17 protein-coding genes are annotated in these 19,577 nt (G+C 46.6%); 16 read left to right on the forward strand and 1 reads right to left on the reverse strand.

Translation table 11 applies throughout. From position 1 onward, the window contains the following. The first annotated feature begins 16 nt into the window (after window positions 1-16). The 16 genes from CXK86_RS15590 (at window position 17) to CXK86_RS15665 (ending at window position 17,885) form a co-directional block, all read left to right on the forward strand. A complete protein-coding gene (locus CXK86_RS15590) occupies window positions 17-2,809 on the forward strand; it encodes an alpha-mannosidase (RefSeq protein WP_101314028.1) in 2,793 nt (930 codons plus the stop codon). A 244-nt stretch (window positions 2,810-3,053) separates the two neighbouring features. Next, entirely contained in the window at window positions 3,054-4,058 is a 1,005-nt protein-coding gene (locus CXK86_RS15595; protein WP_101314029.1) for a Gfo/Idh/MocA family protein, read from the forward strand. Window positions 4,059-4,082: 24 nt separating this feature from the next. Further along, window positions 4,083-5,006, forward strand: a complete 924-nt coding sequence (locus CXK86_RS15600) for a helix-turn-helix domain-containing protein (protein ID WP_235193807.1) — start codon at window positions 4,083-4,085, stop codon at window positions 5,004-5,006. Window positions 5,007-5,020: 14 nt separating this feature from the next. Next, window positions 5,021-6,118: a Gfo/Idh/MocA family protein gene (locus tag CXK86_RS15605; RefSeq protein ID WP_036608277.1), complete on the forward strand. Its 1,098-nt coding sequence runs from the start codon at window positions 5,021-5,023 to the stop codon at window positions 6,116-6,118. Window positions 6,119-6,430: 312 nt separating this feature from the next. Continuing rightward, complete coding sequence (locus CXK86_RS15610; RefSeq protein WP_257467865.1) at window positions 6,431-7,144, forward strand: glycosyltransferase family 2 protein; 714 nt, start codon at window positions 6,431-6,433, stop codon at window positions 7,142-7,144. A gap of 187 nt (window positions 7,145-7,331) precedes the next feature. Then, window positions 7,332-8,084, forward strand: a complete 753-nt coding sequence (locus CXK86_RS15615; RefSeq protein WP_076249429.1) for a FadR/GntR family transcriptional regulator — start codon at window positions 7,332-7,334, stop codon at window positions 8,082-8,084. Continuing rightward, window positions 8,081-9,292: a M20 metallopeptidase family protein gene (locus tag CXK86_RS15620; RefSeq protein WP_036608270.1), complete on the forward strand. Its 1,212-nt coding sequence runs from the start codon at window positions 8,081-8,083 to the stop codon at window positions 9,290-9,292. The genes CXK86_RS15615 and CXK86_RS15620 overlap by 4 nt, the downstream gene beginning before the upstream one ends. Beyond that, the gene (locus CXK86_RS15625) at window positions 9,289-10,854 is read left to right on the forward strand and encodes an ABC transporter substrate-binding protein (RefSeq protein WP_101314030.1); all 1,566 of its coding nucleotides are present in this window, start codon (window positions 9,289-9,291) and stop codon (window positions 10,852-10,854) included. Before CXK86_RS15620 ends, CXK86_RS15625 begins: the two co-directional genes overlap by 4 nt. A gap of 102 nt (window positions 10,855-10,956) precedes the next feature. Next, complete coding sequence (locus CXK86_RS15630) at window positions 10,957-11,874, forward strand: ABC transporter permease (protein WP_017688654.1); 918 nt, start codon at window positions 10,957-10,959, stop codon at window positions 11,872-11,874. 16 nt (window positions 11,875-11,890) lie between these two features. Then, window positions 11,891-12,820 carry an ABC transporter permease gene (locus tag CXK86_RS15635; RefSeq protein WP_091030896.1) on the forward strand — a complete coding sequence of 310 codons (930 nt, stop codon included), beginning with the start codon at window positions 11,891-11,893 and terminating at the stop codon, window positions 12,818-12,820. A gap of 21 nt (window positions 12,821-12,841) precedes the next feature. Then, on the forward strand, window positions 12,842-14,860 hold the full coding sequence (locus tag CXK86_RS15640; protein ID WP_101314031.1) for a S9 family peptidase: 2,019 nt from the start codon (window positions 12,842-12,844) through the stop codon (window positions 14,858-14,860). Beyond that, complete coding sequence (locus tag CXK86_RS15645) at window positions 14,857-15,333, forward strand: hypothetical protein (RefSeq protein ID WP_101314032.1); 477 nt, start codon at window positions 14,857-14,859, stop codon at window positions 15,331-15,333. The genes CXK86_RS15640 and CXK86_RS15645 overlap by 4 nt, the downstream gene beginning before the upstream one ends. 163 nt (window positions 15,334-15,496) lie before the next feature. Then, window positions 15,497-15,859 (forward strand): Asp23/Gls24 family envelope stress response protein, encoded by a 363-nt coding sequence (locus CXK86_RS15650; RefSeq protein WP_101314033.1) that lies wholly within the window; start codon window positions 15,497-15,499, stop codon window positions 15,857-15,859. Window positions 15,860-15,891: 32 nt separating this feature from the next. After that, window positions 15,892-16,500, forward strand: a complete 609-nt coding sequence (locus CXK86_RS15655; RefSeq protein ID WP_101314034.1) for a GNAT family N-acetyltransferase — start codon at window positions 15,892-15,894, stop codon at window positions 16,498-16,500. A 252-nt stretch (window positions 16,501-16,752) separates the two neighbouring features. Then, entirely contained in the window at window positions 16,753-17,358 is a 606-nt protein-coding gene (locus CXK86_RS15660; protein WP_036608249.1) for a pentapeptide repeat-containing protein, read from the forward strand. A 143-nt stretch (window positions 17,359-17,501) separates the two neighbouring features. Then, complete coding sequence (locus CXK86_RS15665; RefSeq protein ID WP_036608246.1) at window positions 17,502-17,885, forward strand: hypothetical protein; 384 nt, start codon at window positions 17,502-17,504, stop codon at window positions 17,883-17,885. A 157-nt stretch (window positions 17,886-18,042) separates the two neighbouring features. Here CXK86_RS15665 and CXK86_RS15670 read toward each other — a convergent pair whose 3' ends face one another. After that, window positions 18,043-19,548 carry an MFS transporter gene (locus CXK86_RS15670; RefSeq protein ID WP_101314035.1) on the reverse strand — a complete coding sequence of 502 codons (1,506 nt, stop codon included), beginning with the start codon at window positions 19,546-19,548 and terminating at the stop codon, window positions 18,043-18,045. Window positions 19,549-19,577 lie beyond the last annotated feature (29 nt).

Genomic DNA, 19,577 nt, shown 5'->3' on the forward strand with positions numbered 1-19,577 from the left:
ACAGGAGGTACGTAACATGACAACCAAAAAGACGGCACATCTCATCTCGCATACCCATTGGGACCGCGAATGGTATATGCCTTATGAACACCATCATGTACTGCTCATTGAGCTGATGGATAAACTGCTGGATACGCTCGATCAGGACCCGGAATATCGCTATTTCCATCTGGATGGGCAGACGATTATTCGTGAAGATTATTTGCAGGTTCGGCCCGAACAACAGGAGAGGCTCGACCGTTATATTCGTGAAGGACGCATTCATTTTGGCCCATGGTATGTGTTACAGGATGAGTTTCTGACCAGCAGTGAGGCCAACTTGCGTAATCTGCTCATCGGTCATCGTGATGCTCGACCTTTGGGTGTGATATCCAAGACGGGATACTTCCCAGACTCGTTTGGAAATATGGGACAGGCACCGCAGATTCTGCAACAGGCGGATATTCATAACGCGATCTTCGGGCGCGGGGTAAAGCCTACCGGATTCAATAATGCCGTGGTTGATGCGGATAGTTACGAATCTCCGTATTCCGAGATGATCTGGCGTTCGCCGGATGGTTCGGAAGTGCTCGGCATTTTGTTCGCGAATTGGTACTGCAATGGGATGGAGGTTCCGGTTGATTCGGAGAAAGCCCGAGCCTATTGGGATAAAAATCTGGCGGATGCCGAGAAGTTTGCCTCGACTCCACATCTGTTGTTCATGAATGGTTGTGATCATCAGCCAATCCAGACGGATCTGCCTGAGGCTTTACGTACGGCGGCTGCGTTGTATCCTGATGTTGAATTTATTCACTCCAATTTTGACGATTACATTGAGGCGGTTACGAAAGATGTTCCTGAGCATCTGGCGACTATCGAAGGCGAGCTTCGCAGTCAGCACACGGATGGTTGGGGAACACTGGTGAATACGGCATCCGCACGGGTCTATCTGAAACAGATGAACCAGCAGGGGCAGACGTTGCTTGAAAAAGTAGCCGAACCACTCGCCGCGATGGCCCATATAGCCGGGGTAAAAGATTATCCGCATCATCTATTGACACATGCATGGAAGATGCTGATGCAGAACCACCCACATGATAGCATCTGCGGATGCAGTGTCGATGAGGTTCACCGTGAGATGGTGACCCGCTTTGCCAAGAGCAGACAACTTGCAGAGAAATTGGTTTCCCAGAGCGCGCAGGCGATTGCTGAGTCCATTCGTGTGCAACCTGCTGAGGCTTGGGGAGAGGAAGCAGTGCTGTTCACTGTGTTCAACACGAGTGGATGGAATCGAAATGGAATCATTGAGATGGATCTGATTGTGGACAAAGCATTTTTCCCGGAAGGTCCTCATCCTCAAGCCCTTGCGCAAAAGTTGGAAGAGGCTGCGTTACCAGCGTATCAGCTGGTCGATTCAGATGGACGCACGTATTCGGCAGAAATCAAGAATCTGGGTGCGCATTTCGGCTATGAACTTCCAAAGGATCGCTTCCGACAGCCTTATATGGCTCGTAAAGTAAGAGTGACTTTCCAAGCGGTGGATGTACCTTCTCTAGGTTATAAGACGTATGCTCTCATTCCAGTCGAGAAGCAAGCAGAGATTGCTGAAGTGCCCGATAAGAGCGAACTCATCCAGGTTCAGGGAATGATGATGGAGAACGGTCATTTGCGGGTGACGGTTGAAGAGAATGGTACGGCAACGATTGAAGATAAGATCTCAGGTACTGTATACAAGGGATTGAATTCATATGAGAATACCGGTGATATCGGCAATGAATATGTCTATCGTCAACCGGAGGGAGAGACGACGCTGACCACGGAGCATCTGAAGGCAGACCTGCGGATTGTGGAGCAATCTCCGTATCGGGTGGTCATGGAAAGTGTATTACTCTGGGATATTCCTGCTGGAGCAGATGAACTGTTCGAGCTGGAGAAGCGCCAAATGGTTCCTTTTACAGAACGGAAGGCACAGCGAGTCGAGAACACTGTTCCCTTGGTGATTACGACAACGTATACGTTGGAAGCGGGCAGTAATATGGTCAAGGTAAAATCTGACTTTAACAATCAGGCCAAGGATCATCGACTGCGTGCATTATTTCCATCCGGACTGGTGACAGAGGAGCATTATGCAGATTCCATCTTTGAAATTGCCAAACGTTCCAATACACCGGCAAAGGAATGGGTGAATCCAAGTAATGCACAGCATCAGCAAGCGTTTGTACATGTGACCGATGGTGATCATGGCTTGATGATTGCAAACAAAGGGCTGAATGAATACGAGATTTTACAGCATGAAGAGGGCAGTACGATTGCAGTTACGCTGCTGCGTGCCTCTTCGGAACTGGGAGATTGGGGTTTGTTTGAAACACCGGAAGCCCAATGTCTGGGACCTCAGAGTGTGGAATATGCGATTATTCCATTTGCGGGCGATGCTGCACAGTCAGGTGCATGTGCATCCGCATACGTGTATCCGATTCCGTGGACGACTGTACAGCAAGGGGCACTTGCGTATACATTTGAGCGAGAAAGTCATGCTGGAGCTGATGGGCAACAGGTTGAACTGCCTCTGTCGAAGCAATGGCTGGCATGGAATGCACAAGGTTCGTCACTAGCCTTCTCCACATTGAAGATCGCAGAGGAAACCGGAGATTTGATTGCTCGCTGGTATAATCTAAACTCCGAACCCGTTGAATTGAACGTGCAAACTGGATTCGAATATGCCTCCGTCTATGAGAGCGATGTGCTGGAACGGGTTAAAGACACGTTGGAGGGGCACAGCCAGAAGGTATCGGGGTACAAGATTGTTACACAAGGGTATGCGTTACGGTGAGTTGATTTTTGAATACCATAACTATAAAAACCTTCTGTTCACGGTAGCGTGGGCAGGAGGTTTTTGTTATGCGACCTGGTTATGTAAAATATATCAGAAATATGGGCAAGTGTATAAATGTCTAATAACATTCATGTCGTGATTTTATACATTTATTGTCGCGAGTTTCTATTAAAAATAGATTAAGTCTGTGATAACTTATAGATAAATGTCAGAATATTATATAGTATGGAGGTAAGACACATTGACCATTCGAATTGGAAAAATTAGCTTGTGGCATGTTCACGCATGGGATTACATCAAGCAGGCACAGGAACATGAGGATACAGTCATCGCCGCTGTGTGGGATGACGATGCCAAGCGGGGGCAGGAAGCGGCTGAACGCTTAACCGTACCATTCTATGCTTCACTTGAAGATATGCTGGCCAAGGATGACATCGATGCCGTTATTGTAGATGCGCCAACTCGCATCCATGAAGATGTGATCACCGCTGCTGCAAAAGCAGGTAAACACATTTTCACGGAGAAAGTTATTGCCTCGACACAGGCGGAATCCAATAGAATCCTTAATGAGGTAAAGGCAAACAACGTGAAGATGACAGTATCCTTACCTCGACTGAATGCAGGGTATACGTTAACGATACAGGATGTGCTTAACCAAGGATTACTTGGTAAAATAACTTATGTAAGAGCGCGTTTATCGCATGATGGAGCGATTTCCAACTGGTTACCTGAACACTTCTATGATCTGAAGGATTGTCAGGGCGGTGCACTGATTGATCTGGGCTGCCATCCAATGTATCTCGCCAAATTGTTTTTGGGTCAGGGAGTAACAGCGGTTAATGCGAACTTTGGATATATTACAGGCAAAGAAGTGGAAGATAATGCCGTTGCAACCTTGTTTACGGATTCTGGTGCAGTCGGCGTTGTTGAAGCTGGTTTTGTGAACAGCCATTCTCCATTTACGATTGAGGTTCACGGTACGGAAGGTACACTTCTGTATGGAACACCTGATGAAAAGTTATTGATTCGCACGAAAGCAGCAGAGGGACAGTATCAAGAGTGGACTGAACTTCCTTTGGCAGGCCAAAGAGAAAGCGCATTCAATCAATGGGTTGCACATATACAGAATGATACGGATGCAACTGAAAATGTGCAGATCGCTATGGAGTTGACCCGTTTGATGGAAGCAGCGAATCTCTCTGCCAAAGAAGGGCGCAGAATTGCTCTGAATGAGTTGAAGGGTTAGGTTTTATTAAGGAGGTATGCAATCTTGAGCCTGTATCCTTATGAGAAAATGCTTGAACGGCAGGATCTCCTGGAGAGACTGGATATTCTAATGGTTTGGGGACATTATGAGATTCGTGTGATGCGATTTCATCTGACTTCTTTTCCGGCGGGCCGAGTTGTGGATTTCCATAATCATGCGGAGTTTGAGTTTCATTTTATCCCGAGAGGTAAAGGTAAAGTTATTCTGGATGATCAGACACATGCACTCTCGGAAGGTATGCTGTATTTGACTGGACCGGGTGTCGTTCATTATCAGGAGGCTGATGCCAAAGAGGACATGGATGAACTATGTCTTCATGTAGATATCGTTCACAAGCCAAGGGAACATGTCGATCCCTGGGAAGCAGCAGAATCCGAGGAAACGATTGAAAAGCTGAGAACGCTTCCGCTTACTCCGGTGAATGATTATCATCGTGCAATGCATTGTTTTTTGGAAGCCTACGAGGCATGTGATCTAAAATTGTTAGGTTATTATACGTCGATCAAGCAACTGGTTATCAGCATATTACTCAAAACCGTGCGAGCATACGACACCGGGGGGAATCGACCGGAAGCCCCTGTGCGGGATATGTCGGTATATCGCTATGAGTATGCACTACAGTATATGGAGGCGAATCACCCTTCGGTGGTCACGCTGGAGCATGTAGCTGAGAAACTTCATATTAGCAGCAGACAATTGCAGCGAATCTTCTACCAAGTACAGCCGGAGATGCCGTTCAGCCGTGTACTGGAGGATATTCGTCTGCGCGCCGTGTGCCGCAATCTGGAGGAAAGTAACGTATCCATTGAACAGATCGCACTTGCTTCAGGATTCAATAATGCCAACTATTTGCATGCTGTATTTCGCAAACGTCTGGGGATGACCCCGTCGGCTTTTCGTAAAATGAAACAACCAATACTTAAGTGAGGGTGAATATATATATGAGTAAAGTATATCGTATCGGAATTATTGGCTGTGGTGGAATCGCGAATGGTAAACATCTGCCGAGTCTGAGTAAACTGGATAATGTTGAACTGGTGGCTTTCTGTGATATCGTTCAGGAACGTGCGGATGAAGCCAAACAGAAATATGGCACTACTGAAGCCGAAGTCTACACGGATTATCAGGAATTGCTCAAGGATGAGTCTTTGGATATTGTGCATGTGCTTACACCGAATATTTCTCATGCCGAGATTTCAATTGCTGCTCTGGAGGCAGGCAAACACGTGATGTGTGAAAAGCCAATGGCGAAGACATCTGCTGAAGCACAGCTCATGCTGGAAGCGGCAGAACGTACCGGCAAAAAACTGACCATCGGATACAACAACCGTTTCAGAGAAGACAGTCAGTACTTGAAGAAGGTGTGCGAAGCGGGTGACCTAGGTAATATTTATTTTGCCAAAGCACATGCAATTAGACGTAGAGCAGTACCAACATGGGGTGTTTTCCTGGATGAGGAGAAGCAAGGTGGCGGTCCATTGATTGATATTGGTACGCACGCACTTGATCTGACGCTCTGGATGATGGATAACTATCAACCAAAAGTTGTGCTGGGTACGACTTATCATGAGCTTTCGCAACGTGAAAATGCGGCCAATGCCTGGGGCCCATGGGACCCAAAACAATTCTCCGTAGAGGACTCGGCCTTTGGCATGATTGTGATGGAGAATGGGGCAACGATCATGCTGGAATCCAGTTGGGCACTGAACTCACTGGATGTGGATGAGGCGAAATGTAGCTTGAGCGGTAGCGAAGCGGGTGCGGACATGAAGAACGGACTGCGCATCAATGGTGAGAAATTCAGCCGTCTATACACCAATGAGATTGAACTGAGTGCAGGCGGGGTAGCTTTCTACGATGGTAAGAGCGAGAGCGCACCGGATGTTGAGATGAGAAAGTGGATTGAAGCGATTGAGAACGATCAGGAGCCGGTGGTCACACCGAAACAAGCACTGGTTGTATCTCAAATTCTAGAAGCACTCTATGAATCTGCTCGCACAGGCAAGGCTGTGTACTTGAATAACGGTAGCGAAGCATAGAAAAGGCTTAAAACAATAGATTACAAAACCCTTTGTCCTGTTATTTGGGGCAGAGGGTTTTTGGTGTTTTGGATGCTAGGGCGTATCTGAAAACTCCGAAGGAAGCAGATTTTGCCGAATTTTCGTTCCAAGCCAGGAAGTTTTCCGCAGGCGTGCCGGGGCACGTCAAGGGAAAGTGACGCAGCAGGGGGCGAAAAGGCGGTAAAAGATGCACTTCAGCGAGTTTTGAGACACGCCCTAACTATTGGTCCATACCAGACTCTATTTCGGCACATATGATGAGAGAAAAATGAGCTGAAAAGAGGGTATGTCTTGACTAAACACAAAATGGGTCATGGTGTTTCCATTGTTGTATGTACCAATCGGCCGCAATTTTTTGACAACATCCTGCAAAATTACAATCGGCAGCGTTATAAAAGCAAAGAATTGATCATTGTCCTGAATCATGACAGTATGAATCTGGCATTATACCAAAACCGGGTTCGGAATCTTGCCAATGTTCATGTATATCAAGTTCCGGAGAGCATTTCCCTAGGACAAAGCCTGAACGCCGGCATGACAAGGGCACGCTTTTCGCTGATTGCCAAATTTGATGATGATGACTACTATTCGCCGTATTATTTAACAGAGCAGGTGAGAGAACTTAGACGGACCAAAAGTGATATTGTGGGTAAACATTCGTGTCTCGTTTATTTGGGCGCATCCAAAACATTGTTGGTCAGATCTCCGGCTGAAAAAAATAAACCGGTTGAATTTGTACAAGGGGGCACTATTTTATTCAAAAGAGAGATCTTGAAAAAAGTCCGCTTCACGGACCGTTCAATAGGGGAAGATGTGACCTTCCTGAGACAATGCAGGAAAAGAGGATTCAAAGCGTACGCGACCTCTCCTTATAATTATGTCTATCACCGCAGACAGAACAAAAAGAGTCATACCTGGAGAGCGGATGACAGCTTTTACCTGAGGGGAAGCAAAAAACTTGCGGTTACAGAGGATTTCAGACCCTTTGCCAATAAGAAGTTATAGAGGAGGATAACGAAAGCGAAGATGCATCTGCTGCGTGTAGATGCATCTTTTTTGTGTCAAAATGCTTCAATTTGGAGGTGGTGAGAAAAAAATATGAATTTACTTGAAAAAAAGTATTGCATATAAGTTTAGTCGGAATTATATTAATGGTATAAGGTCTAGACCATATACAGATCGGAGTGTTTAGATGTCCAGTACGTTTTCATTTCGTTTTGAGAAAGTATCCACCAAAAAGGTTAGTGAATTCATTAGGGAACAACTGGAAGAAGCCATTATTTTGAAAGAATTAATGAGTGAAGAACAGCTTCCAGCCGAGCGAGATCTGGCAGAGATTTTTAACGTAAGCCGCATTACCGTTCGCGAGGCACTCTCTTCACTGGAAGAGAAAGGCTTGATAGAGAAAAGGGTGGGTGCCAAAGGCGGAACGTTTGTACTGCCTCTGACAGCCAATTCGCATAAGCGCACGAGAGAAGAAATTAAACGGGATTGGTCACAGATGTTGAAGGTGTTTGAATTTCGAACCATCATCGAGCCAGAGGGAGCTTTTCTCGCTGCTGAGCGGATCACCGCAGGCGAACTGGAGCTGCTTGAGGGTTACATGGAACAAAGTATAGAGCCAGACTGCACAAGGGAATGGTTCAGGGCGCTGGATGTGAAATTTCATCTGACCATCGCCAAGGCTTCGGGGAATCCATACTGCGAGAGAGCCGTCAGACAGATCCGGACGAAAATTAATCCGGCGCTTGACCTGATGCCTTATGATGACCGGATACGTACCGTCAACCACGGTGTACATATGGAGATTCTTGAAGCATTGAAAGCCCATGATAGCACCAAGTCTAAGGAGACGATGAAAAGGCATATCGAATTCTCAGCGGATGCAATCTATGCCCGTTTGGTTTCTGAATCGGACAAAAATGAAGGGAATGACAGCAAATGAATCGTTCAGAACTAATACAGCTGGCTCAGCCACTACAAGCCCAGTTAAGCGCTTGGCGCAGAGATTTACATCAGCATCCGGAGATCGGTTATGAGGAGCATCGCACATCCGCTATCGTAGCTGAGCATCTGGAAAGCCTGGGGTTGGAAGTTACACGCAATGTCGGACAGACCGGGGTTACAGGCCTGCTTCGCGGAGAGACCGATGGACCAACCTTTGCCTTGCGCGCAGACATGGATGCTCTGCCAATCCAGGATCAAAAAGCGGTGGAATACCGCTCGCAAGTGGATGGCAAAGCGCATCTGTGTGGACATGACGCTCACACCTCCATCCTGATGGGAGCCGCCCAACTGCTTACTGGTCTTGGAAGACCGAAATCAGGCAACATCAAATTTATTTTCCAGCCAGCAGAAGAGGGACTTGCAGGTGCAAGAGCCATGATCCAGGACGGTGTTCTGGAGAATCCAAAGGTTGATGCCATCGCAGGATTACACATGACACCTGGACAGGACACAGGAACCTTGGGTGTAAGTCAGGGCGTTGCGTTTGCATCAGCTGATCCCTTGATTATCAAGGTGTTTGGCAAGGGTGGTCACGCAGCTCGTCCACATGAGGGTATTGATGCAATCGCGGTATCCGCTCAGGTCATCACCGCATTGCAAAATATCGTCAGTCGGATGGTTGATCCACTTGAACCGGCAGTAGTCACGATTGGCAAAATCACGGGAGGTTATATGGGAACAGCCATCGCCCCCGAAGTGGAGATGATCGGTACGGTTCGTACACTCTCACCTGCCATTCGTGAGCGGATGCCAGCTTTGATCGAGCAGGTTGTTAAAGGGGTCTGCGATTCTTTTGGAGCTGGATGCGAAGTTGTCTACGGCGATGGATACCCTGTTGTCGTGAATGATCTCGGCATGGTTGACCTGCTAACAGAGACTTGTGATCAGGTTAATGCGGAGAAGGGATGGACTTATATCAAACCTTCTACAGGGGGCGAGGATTTCGCTTTTTATTGTGAACAGGTTCCGGGTGTGTTTTTCAGACTAGGATCTGGGAATGATGAGGAACGTACTCGCTATCCACTCCACCATCCCATGTTTGATCTCGATGAGACAGCCATGCCTTATGGTGTGGGCATGTTGTCTGCAGTAGCACTTGAATTTTTGGCACGGAATACATCTTCTGAGGGGGAGCAATCACAATGAAAAAAAGACAATGGACAGGCTTGTGGATCACGTTACTGGCAGTCGTAATGGTACTCAGCGCTTGCGGAGGAAAATCGACAAGCACGAATGATGGTTCCGCAACAGAAGGAACGGGCAGTGGAAGCGCAAGTACAACACTGACCGTTGCTGGAGCAACAGATATTGAGAGTTTCGATCCGCACAACAACAACAACACTTCCAGTGAGGCGGTTCTGGTCAACGTTTTTGATTATCTGATCAAAAATGACAGTGAACAGAAAAAAGTTGCGGGACTTGCGACATCATGGGATCAGGTCGATGATACAACGTGGAGATTTAAGCTGCGTGAAGGTGTTACCTTCCACAATGGCGATCCATTCACTTCAGCAGATGTAAAATACACGCTGGAGCGCGTAGCCAAGGACGAGACACTGAAACAAAACAGTTATTTCAAAAATATCGTAGAAGTTAAAGTGGTGGATGACTATACCGTAGACATCATCACGGATGGTCCAGATCCGTTGCTCCTGAATCGTCTGTCCAAAATGGGAGCAGGCATTCTGCCAGCAAAATATATTGCGGATAAAGGATTCGATTCTTTCCTGAAACAACCGATAGGCACAGGCCCTTACAAGTTCAGTAAATGGACCAAAGATGATCGTGTGGAACTGGTGAAAAACGAGAACTACTTCGACGGTGAACCAAAATGGAATGAAGTGGTATTCCGCGTTATTCCTGAAGCCTCCACACGTGTATCCGAATTGCTTGCTGGTGGTGTGGATGTTGCGTCTTCCATTCCGTCCACTGACATTGCCCGGATCGAAGGCGAAGCAGACAAGAAGATTGTCAAAGCGCCAATCCAGCGTGTACTTCAACTGATCTTCCGTCAGACAGAAGGCAGCATCACGGCTGATCCGAAAGTACGTGAAGCCATTGACCTGGCTATCGACAAACAAGGAATCGTGGACAGCATTGCCGGCGGAGCAGGTATCGTAACCCGCACATCCGTAACACCAGGCAACTTCGGTGCTGAACCTTCATTGTACAAAACGTCACTTTATGATCAAGAAAAAGCTAAACAGTTGCTGCAAGAAGCTGGCTATGCGGAAGGTGAAGCCGAGATGACTATCTCCGTTTCCGCACAATACAAAGAACAGGCTGAAGTTGTTGCAGCAATGCTGGAACAAGCCGGATTCAAAATCAATCTGGATGTCCTGGAAGCAAGTGCATTCAGTGAACGTTACAGCTCCAAATCATTCAAAGAAATCTTCATGATTGGTATTGGTAACTCCTTGTTTGATGCTTCGAATAACTACAATCGTTATATGTTGGAAGAAGCAAAAGGCGAGTCGGATTACAACAATCCTGAAGTAGAGAAACTGCTTCAATCGGCATTGGTGAACATGGACCCTGCGTCTCGTGAGAAAGAGTATCAGCAAGTACAACAGATCTTCTCTGAAGAACGCCCAGCCGTATATCTGTACCAAATGGAAGGTGTCTACGGAACAAATGCTAAAGTGAACTTCGCGCCACGCAGTGACGAGATGTTCTATGCTGACGAGATTACACCTGTTGCACAGTAACATCGGGTATAACAACCGGTCATTGAAAAGATAGGCCGTGAACGGCAGGGACTGGATAACCATGTTCCTGCCGTTCTTTTTTAAAAGGGAGGTGAACAAGGAATGGGCAAATACGTACTTAAGTCACTACTGCAGATCATTCCGGTGCTGTTCATTGTTTCATTAATTGTGTTCATTTTGGTTCGAGTCACCGGTGATCCGGTTGCGCTAATGTTGCCTGAAACGGCTACCGCTGAAGATCGTGCTGTCTTGACGCAGGCACTTGGTTTGGACCAGCCTTTATATACGCAATACGTGAAGTTTCTGGGCAGTGCGATACAGGGAGACTTTGGTCAGTCTTTTCGCTACAATCAGCCTGCGCTAGAGCTTGTGCTGGAGAGATTGCCTGCCAGCTTTGAACTGGCTGTAGCCGCCATGTTTTTTGCTGTACTTATGGCTGTGCCACTTGGAGTCATTTCAGCTGTCAAACGCAATACGTTTACCGATCTCATTATTTCAGGAATATCCGTCATTGGTAAGGCGATGCCAAACTTCTGGATGGGGATTATGCTTATCCTCTTGTTCTCCGTCATGCTGGGCGTATTGCCGGTATCCGGTCGCGGAGGATTGTCACATCTGATCTTGCCTGCATTCACGCTTGGCGTTGGACTGGCTGCGCAGATGACCCGACTGATTCGCTCCAGCATGCTGGAGATTCTCAACCAGGACTATATTCGAACAGCTCGCAGCAAGGGGCTTGGCCGAATGGTTGTCATTGTAAAACATGCATTTCGGAACGGATTGATACCGGTCGTGACAATTATGAGTTTACAGTTTACAAGTCTGATAGGGGGCACTTTGATTACGGAAACGGTGTTCTCCTGGCCTGGACTGGGTCAATTGCTGGTCGTTGCAGTCAACACACATGATATGGCGATTGTACAGGCAGCGGTGTTTGTCATTGCCTTTATCGTTGTGGTAATCAACATCTTGACGGATGTAGCTTACAGGCTACTCGATCCGCGCATCAAATACGACTAAAAGGAGGTGCAATCATATGACAGGCAGCAATGAAATGCCAATTCCGGGTACAGAACAGGAACAAGACAATGGGCGTGCACCAACGGGATTTCGTTATATCTGGCAACAACTGATCATCAGCAAGACCGGAATGTTTGGTGCTGTGCTTGTATTGTTGGTTGTGTTAATTGCCATAGGTGCACCTCTATTGACGAGTCATGATCCGGCAGCGGTTAATCCGCTTAACCGACTTAAACCACCAGCATGGCTTGAGGGCGGAACGGCCGAATACTGGCTGGGTACCGATAATCTGGGTAGAGACATGTGGAGCCGCATTGTATATGGTGCCCGGGTTTCCTTAATCGTGGGGATGGGTGCCGTGATTGTGTCAGGAATTATTGGCGCGATTCTGGGGCTGGTATCCGGATTCTACGGGAAATGGCTGGATGCTGTCATCATGCGTGTAGGTGATGCATTCATGGCGATTCCAACCATTCTGTTCATGCTTGTTGTGATGGCAATTGTTGGCCCGGGTATTACAACGTTGATCTTTGTCATCGGGGTGACGAACTGGGTTCCATTCACCCGTGTGGTAAGAAGTGAGGTTCTTAGTATCAAAGAGCGTGATTTTGTTCATGCGGCCAGATCGATTGGCGCGAAGAATGGAAGATTGATTCTGAAACACATTCTGCCGAATATCCTTTCATCTTTTATCGTCATCTGCGGTATGAATGTCGGCACAACGATTATTATGGAAGCTTCACTCAGTTTCCTGGGCCTGGGTATCAAACCACCTGATGTATCCTGGGGAGGGATGCTCAGTGATGGCAGACAATACGTTGCTACAAGCTGGTGGGTTGCTACATTCCCGGGACTAGCGATCACTTTTACCGTACTCGGTGTTATTTTCCTTGGAGATTGGCTGCGTGATGTGCTTGATCCACGTACGGAGACAACCCATAAATAAACGGAGAAGGGAGCCATCATTATGAATCAAAGACCAATTATGCCGGAGGATCTGAGTCACTACCGTTGGATAAGTCAGCCGGTGATCAGTCCTAACGGACAAGTGGCTTATGTGGAACAGACCATAGATCAGGATAAAAACGAATATAATACACAAATTCGAGGGATTTCGCTCGATGGTGATGAAGATATTGCACTTTCGGATGGAACAAAAGATTCCTCACCTGCTTGGTCGCCGGATGGCACACAGCTCACATTCATTCGCTCAGTGGATGGTGGCAAAGGACTATGGACGCTCCATTCAGATCAAAAAGAGCCGGTCATGCTGATATCTCCCGCACGTAAAATATTGAGTTATATCTGGTCGCCGAACGGGCAGTACATTGCGTTTACCAGCAAAGTACAACCGGAGGACCAACAGAAGAAAGCAGACGTCCAACAGGAGTCTGTACCTGAGCTGCGAGGTAAAGTCTTCGAGCGTACAACGCCGAAGGCGGAAGGGGCTGGCTGGTGGGACGGTCAATACAGCCAGTTGTTTGTATATGAGATCAAAAGCGGGGAGATCACACAGGTGACTTCCGGGCTATGGAATATCAGTGCTCCGGCGTGGTCGCCAGATAGCCAGCAGCTTTCTTTCATTTCGAAGCAAGTAGAGGACGAGGAACTTGATGCGGATCTGCTTTACTTTACCGATGTATACAGCATTCGATTGGGAGAAAGTGTTCTGTTCAAAGTGACGGATTCCAGTCTGGCGATAAGCCAATTCTCCTATTCGTCCGACGGGCAGCAGCTGATCCTGATCGCCAGTGATCGTGAGTATGGAAGCGGGAGCCACAACAGCTTATACGCTGTTCCCGTTCATCGAGGTATACCCAGGCCAATCGCACCTCAATTAGATATGCAGATTGGTAACGCGGCGCTTGGAGATATGAAGTCGGCAGGTGCGTCACCTTCTCCTATCTCGGATGCCCATCATCCAGAACGTGGTGTATATGTACTCGGAACAGATAACGGGAATGTGGACGTGTATCGCATTCAAGAAGATGGGAAATATCAATCTGTGACGGGCGCAGGTGAAAAGGATGTGTATCAGTATACCTTAACGCCAGATGGTTCGTCGCTGGTAATCGCTGCGTTGACTGCTGAACACCCTGGGGAGTTATATCGCGTGGATATCGACAGTGGTGAAATGTTCAGACTCACCCGGCGAAATGATGAATTCATGGCTGAATTGGCTGTAAATGTGCCAGTCCGTGTAGAGTTTAAGTCCTCTGATGGATGGCCGCTTCAAGGTTGGTTAGCCACACCGGCAATACGTGACACCAATGGGAAACTGCCATTGATTTTGCAGATTCATGGTGGACCCCACGCGATGTATACGGGTACATACAGTCATGAAATGCAGACACTCGTTGCGCAAGGGTACGCTGTGCTGTGGATCAATCCTCGCGGAAGTATGGGATACGGTCAGGAGTTTGCCAGAGCTTGCCGTGGCGACTTTGCCGGAGGTGATTACCGGGATCTGATGGAAGCTGTTGATTATGCCCTGGCTACATACGATTTCCTTGATGCTTCACGTCTGGGTGTGGCAGGTGGCAGTTATGGAGGAGTGATGACCAACTGGATTGTAGCGCATACCCACCGTTTCAAGGCGGCTGTAACCCAGCGTTGTATCTCCAACTGGTTGTCCATGTATGGGACGAGTGATATCGGAATTTCCTATGTCGAGGGAGTCATTGGTGGTAATCCGGCGGAAAACGCTGAATTCCTGTGGTCCCGTTCACCTCTTGCCCATGCACATCACATTGAGACGCCACTTCTGATCATGCACGGAGAGCAGGACTATCGGACACCGATTGCGCAAGCGGAGGAATTATATACTACGCTAAAACGATATGGCAAAAAGACCAAACTGATTCGTTATCCAAGTTCCAACCACAGTTTGCTGAAAAGCGGTAAACCTTCACTTCGGATCGATAGCTTCCAACAGGTGAATGCCTGGTTCAATCAGTACCTCGGGAATGAGGAGGGCGAGCAATGAGTCGAACTCAGCTGTCCATTCCTGTAGGGCTTCTTGTAGAGAATGTTCTGACAAGTGGGGAACCAAAAGAAGTGATTATTGAATGTTTACAACGTCGAGACTATTCCCGTTTGTTGCCTCTGGTTAAGGAATCCACGATGGATTTTGATGAAAGACTACAGACAGCAGCTGATATCGGAGACGATTGGGAAAAGGCGATACGTCAAGGTTATGAGTTCAAGTTTTTGCATATTAACGGGTTGAAACGATTGCTCGATTTCCGGTTTGACCGTAAGGTGGATCGGGATTACGTTCAAGATGAGTTGTCTCTGAAGCATATTCGTCTGACCGCAGAAGAGATTGAATTGCTGCAAACGTTAATCGGTAGGCAGTGGATCGTACAAGGAGAAGAAACAGAGCAGGCAGAAGAAGGCAGAACAGATAGCGAGTTATCTTCCTGCATTCCTGTCCGTATTCAATTAAAATTCCCATAGTATGACTAGAAGAAGCCGCGATGATCGCGGTTTTTTTGCTATGTACAGGTAGAAATGAGGATGACTCAATTCAAAAGTTGAAATTTGACTTTATATGATTTATATTTATATTAAATGATATTATTATCTATCAAAAATGCAGGTATAAAGAGGGGGACCTAGGATGTCCATTCAAAATGTTTTGGGAAAAATTCAAATATCGGATGATGTGATCTCCAAAATTGTCGGCAAGATCGCAAATACTACCAGTGAGATTTCCTCCATGTCGACAGGACTTATAGAGGGCATCACCAAAAAGTGGAGCGGGAAAAGTCTACAAAATGGCATAGATATCCGCAAGGTAGAATCAAGACTGGAGATAAACGTAAAGGTTGTCGTTTGTTATGGAACAAAAGTGCATGAAGTCTGCAGGGAATTGCAAAACAATGTGAGATTACATGTGGAACAGCTGACCGGATTAACCATTGATACGGTGAATGTGATCGTTGAGGGGTTATCATTCAACCAACCTGCTACGAGGTTTTAGTCCAATTTCAGCTACCTAGAGGAGTGACAGCGATGAATAAGATTTCCATAACAAAAGCCAGTCCACAATCATTAGTCGGCGGGCAACTAAATCAGATGGCACTTGAATATATGGCCTATTCGCTTGCAGGTACCAAGGACAAAGGCATTATAGAAAAAACATTTAACAAGTTATGGCGTTCGAATCAGAACCGATTCAGTCACCAATATGCTTATGAAGCTAAAATGGGTAACCAAACGCTGGGCATGATCATGTGTTATCCGACCACTATAATGAACAAACTTGCTTTGCCAACGTTCTCCAAACTGTTTGAACTTCGTAAATGGAGCCTGATTAAGTATAATCTCCAACACTGGAAAGAGTTCTACTCCATGGTGACATTAAAAGAAGCGGAGAACGACGAGTACCACATCGGAACATTGGCTACCTTGCCTGAAAGCAGAGGTCTTGGTGTAGGGACACAGCTCATTCATTTTGCTGAGGAGCAAGCTATAACACAAGGTCTGTCCAAATCTTCACTTACGGTTAAAAAGGAAAACCTACTAGCAATTAAACTCTACGAGCGTTTGGGATACCAGAGAGTAGGGGAAATCAATAAACCTTCGTTATCCCTGTACAGGATGTCCAAAAAACTGGTGTAATGTTTTCTGATAGGAATAGAACAAGTAGCTAACTGGAGAGTTTCACATATATAAGCCCACATTGGAACAGTTAAAAGTGTGAGCTGGAGGGGCGCTTTATGCGTTCCTTTTTTAGTTTTCAGATTTTTCTCATAAAAAAAGTAACTTGACTTTTGTGGGTGTTTAAGCAGGTGCTTGACAGGGGTGTGGTATAGTATAAAAAGTTCTTTTAATGAAGAAAGACGGAGAAATATACAATGTGGGGTGTAACCAGTGTATCAATATAAGGATCAGGAATATGAAGCAGTACACTTTGAGGGACGTGATCTGCGCTATGGAGAACTCATAAGTTGTGTTTTCAAGCAGTGTACATTTATGAACGCTTCTATGGAAGAAATTGAAACGAGTAACTGTCGTTTTATCGAGTGTGACTTCAAAGGGGCTTCCATGAATGGTTCGATTCATACGGAATCGGCTTTTGAAAATTGCACCTTCGGTGGTGCAAATCTCTTTGCTTCCAAATTCAGCTCCTGCAAGATGACAGGCTCAGACTTTTCAGGTGCGCAAATGGATGGCATTACCCTAAGTCACGGCGATTGGTCCTATACCAATCTGAGACATACACGTTTGGGGAAACAGGATCTGCGAGGAATTCGTTTCTTTGAGGCTGACTTTACGGACACGGATTTCACCAAAGCGGATTTGAGAGACTGTGATCTTACCCGAGTTGTATTAAGCAGAGCCAAGCTTCAAGGGGCCGATCTTAGAGGGGCTAATCTGGAAGGCATCGATCTGAAATCACTGGATATCAAAGGCGTACGTTTGGATCGCGAACAAGCTGTTCTGTTTGTACGCTCGTATGGTGCGAAAGTAGACTAAGTTGAGTTGAACATACACAGCATGAAGCCGCCCTTAAGGCGGCTTTTTTGACTTTGAGGTTTTCCGATTCAAAGAGAATAGGCAGGAAAAAGAGATCTAAACAAGAAGTAGTTAACATAAGTTTCAACTAAAAGGAGGTTATCATGACCGTCACATTAATTATTATTGTCGCTATTATTGTCTTTGGGCTTATAACAGGCACAATCACTACGATTATGGCATTTAAACTGCTACGTAACAATAAAGAGAAACATCACCTTCGCAAGAGCATTCTGATGGACGGAATTCCAACAGAAGCAATAATTCATGATATTGTGCAGACATCATCCAGTAGGGATGGAAGGCCTGGCGTGCGATTGGATCTGACTGTAACCCAAGTTGACGGCCGCACCTTCCCAACAATTGTAGAGACTTATATTCCAATCACACATATTCCCCATTTTCAGAAAGGAAATGTCATTAACGTAAGATACATTGCGATGGGGAATGAACGAAAAGTTGAGGTAGAGGATGCCTACCTTCCGTGAGGTGCCGCATGGTGGTAAGCTTCGGTTATCAGGCATATCAAAAACCATTACCTGAAACAAATCAGGTAGTGGTTTTTGATGTGAATTTAATTGAGTTAATCCTCTTCTTTTGACATATTTCGTATATACCTCGCTTTGTTTCATGAAATGAATTTCATTACGTTTTAACGCTGTGCTTTGGGGCTCGTTTCAACCGCACAGCAAGCCAACTCATAATCAGAGCAGCAATGAACAGAAATACGGTCACACCTGCAATGACAACAAAGAAGGATTGGTCAAATGCAGCAAAGGCGGCATTTTTGAGCGATTCAGCAGACGCAGCAGGCAAGCTTTCGGCAGCGATAAGCGCTTCATCCAAACTGTCTTTCGCATTGGCTGGCACACTAATTCCCACAGGAATCTTCATAGCGAGTGTGTAGAAAAGAGTCGACATGCTGCCGATGATCGCAATACCGGATGCTCCGCCCAGCTCATAACCCACTTCCTCAATGGAAGCGGCCATGCCCGCTTTGTGTGGTGGGGCATAACTCATAATGGAATGTGATGCAGCGGTCATCCCTGATCCAAGACCTGCACCAAGCAGTGCCAAGCCGATAATCTGCCCGGTGAACCCAGCATTGAAATACATCAGATACGTCCCCATGCCAAGGGCAGCGATGAAGAGAGTGAAGCTTTTGATATATACAACATCCACACGGTGCATAATGGCCCCCGTAACAGGTCCGGCAATGAGTGCTGCAACAGGTATGGATACGGTGAATAGTCCAGCCTGAAGCGGTGACATGCCTTCCACCAGCTGAAGCCGCTGAGTGACCATATATTGCACACCCATTTGTGCAAACAAGCCAACCAGTGCGGTAATAAAGCCGGTGCTGAATCTTGGGATTTTGAATAAGGACAGATCCAGCAGTGGATTGGGACTGTTATTCTGACGGCGAATAAAGATGATCAGGGACAGAACACCGATCACAGCAGCAATGATAGCGAGTGTGAGAGATCCTTCGCGTCTTGTGAATTCCTTAATAGAATAGATAATTCCGACCATGGCAATCATGATCTGAATGGAACTGGTGAAGTCCCACTTTTTCGAGGTATCCCCTTGATGTTTATGGATCATTTTCAAGGCGAATACAAACGCGATAATGGCTATGGGCAGGTTAATCAGAAACACAGAGCCCCACCAGAAATGTTGAAGTAGCAGTCCACCAACAATCGGTCCCAATCCAGCACCACCTGATGCAATGGAACCCCAGATGCCGATTGCCAGTGCGAGTTCTCGCTCATTCGTAAACGTAACTCTGATAATCGACAATGTCGCTGGCATCATCATGGAGGCACCTACGGCTAGAAGAATTCTGCTCATGACCAGCATAGCCGGTACTGGAGAAAAGGCAGCAGCAAGAGAAGCAGCAGAAAAGACGAGCAAGCCCAGGGTGAATATTTTTTTATGACCAAGACGGTCCCCGAGTGTTCCCATTGCAGGAAGAAGACCCGCCATGACAAGGGAGTAACCGTTCAGAATCCATAATTTCTCCGAAGCAGATGCACCGAGATCATGGGTCAAGCTGGGTAGGGCTGTGTACAGGATGGTCATATCCATCACAATGAGTAATAGTGCACTTGAGACAATAACAAGAATCATCCAACGTTTGAATTTAGACATGTTTCCCTCCGACGATATGAATAACTTAC

Origin of the sequence: Paenibacillus sp. BGI2013, from assembly GCF_002843485.1 — a bacterium.
GTDB lineage: Bacteria > Bacillota > Bacilli > Paenibacillales > Paenibacillaceae > Paenibacillus > Paenibacillus amylolyticus.

Bases quoted from the DNA above. Each gene is read 5' to 3' on its own strand.
- CXK86_RS15590 (WP_101314028.1), top strand. From the start codon at position 17: ATGACAACCAAAAAGACGGCACATCTCATCTCGCATACCCATTGGGAC.
- CXK86_RS15605 (WP_036608277.1), top strand. From the start codon at position 5,021: ATGAGTAAAGTATATCGTATCGGAATTATTGGCTGTGGTGGAATCGCG.
- CXK86_RS15615 (WP_076249429.1), top strand. From the start codon at position 7,332: ATGTCCAGTACGTTTTCATTTCGTTTTGAGAAAGTATCCACCAAAAAG.
- CXK86_RS15620 (WP_036608270.1), top strand. From the start codon at position 8,081: ATGAATCGTTCAGAACTAATACAGCTGGCTCAGCCACTACAAGCCCAG.
- CXK86_RS15625 (WP_101314030.1), top strand. From the start codon at position 9,289: ATGAAAAAAAGACAATGGACAGGCTTGTGGATCACGTTACTGGCAGTC.
- CXK86_RS15630 (WP_017688654.1), top strand. From the start codon at position 10,957: ATGGGCAAATACGTACTTAAGTCACTACTGCAGATCATTCCGGTGCTG.
- CXK86_RS15635 (WP_091030896.1), top strand. From the start codon at position 11,891: ATGACAGGCAGCAATGAAATGCCAATTCCGGGTACAGAACAGGAACAA.
- CXK86_RS15640 (WP_101314031.1), top strand. From the start codon at position 12,842: ATGAATCAAAGACCAATTATGCCGGAGGATCTGAGTCACTACCGTTGG.
- CXK86_RS15645 (WP_101314032.1), top strand. From the start codon at position 14,857: ATGAGTCGAACTCAGCTGTCCATTCCTGTAGGGCTTCTTGTAGAGAAT.
- CXK86_RS15650 (WP_101314033.1), top strand. From the start codon at position 15,497: ATGTCCATTCAAAATGTTTTGGGAAAAATTCAAATATCGGATGATGTG.
- CXK86_RS15655 (WP_101314034.1), top strand. From the start codon at position 15,892: ATGAATAAGATTTCCATAACAAAAGCCAGTCCACAATCATTAGTCGGC.
- CXK86_RS15665 (WP_036608246.1), top strand. From the start codon at position 17,502: ATGACCGTCACATTAATTATTATTGTCGCTATTATTGTCTTTGGGCTT.
- CXK86_RS15670 (WP_101314035.1), bottom strand. From the start codon at position 19,548: ATGTCTAAATTCAAACGTTGGATGATTCTTGTTATTGTCTCAAGTGCA.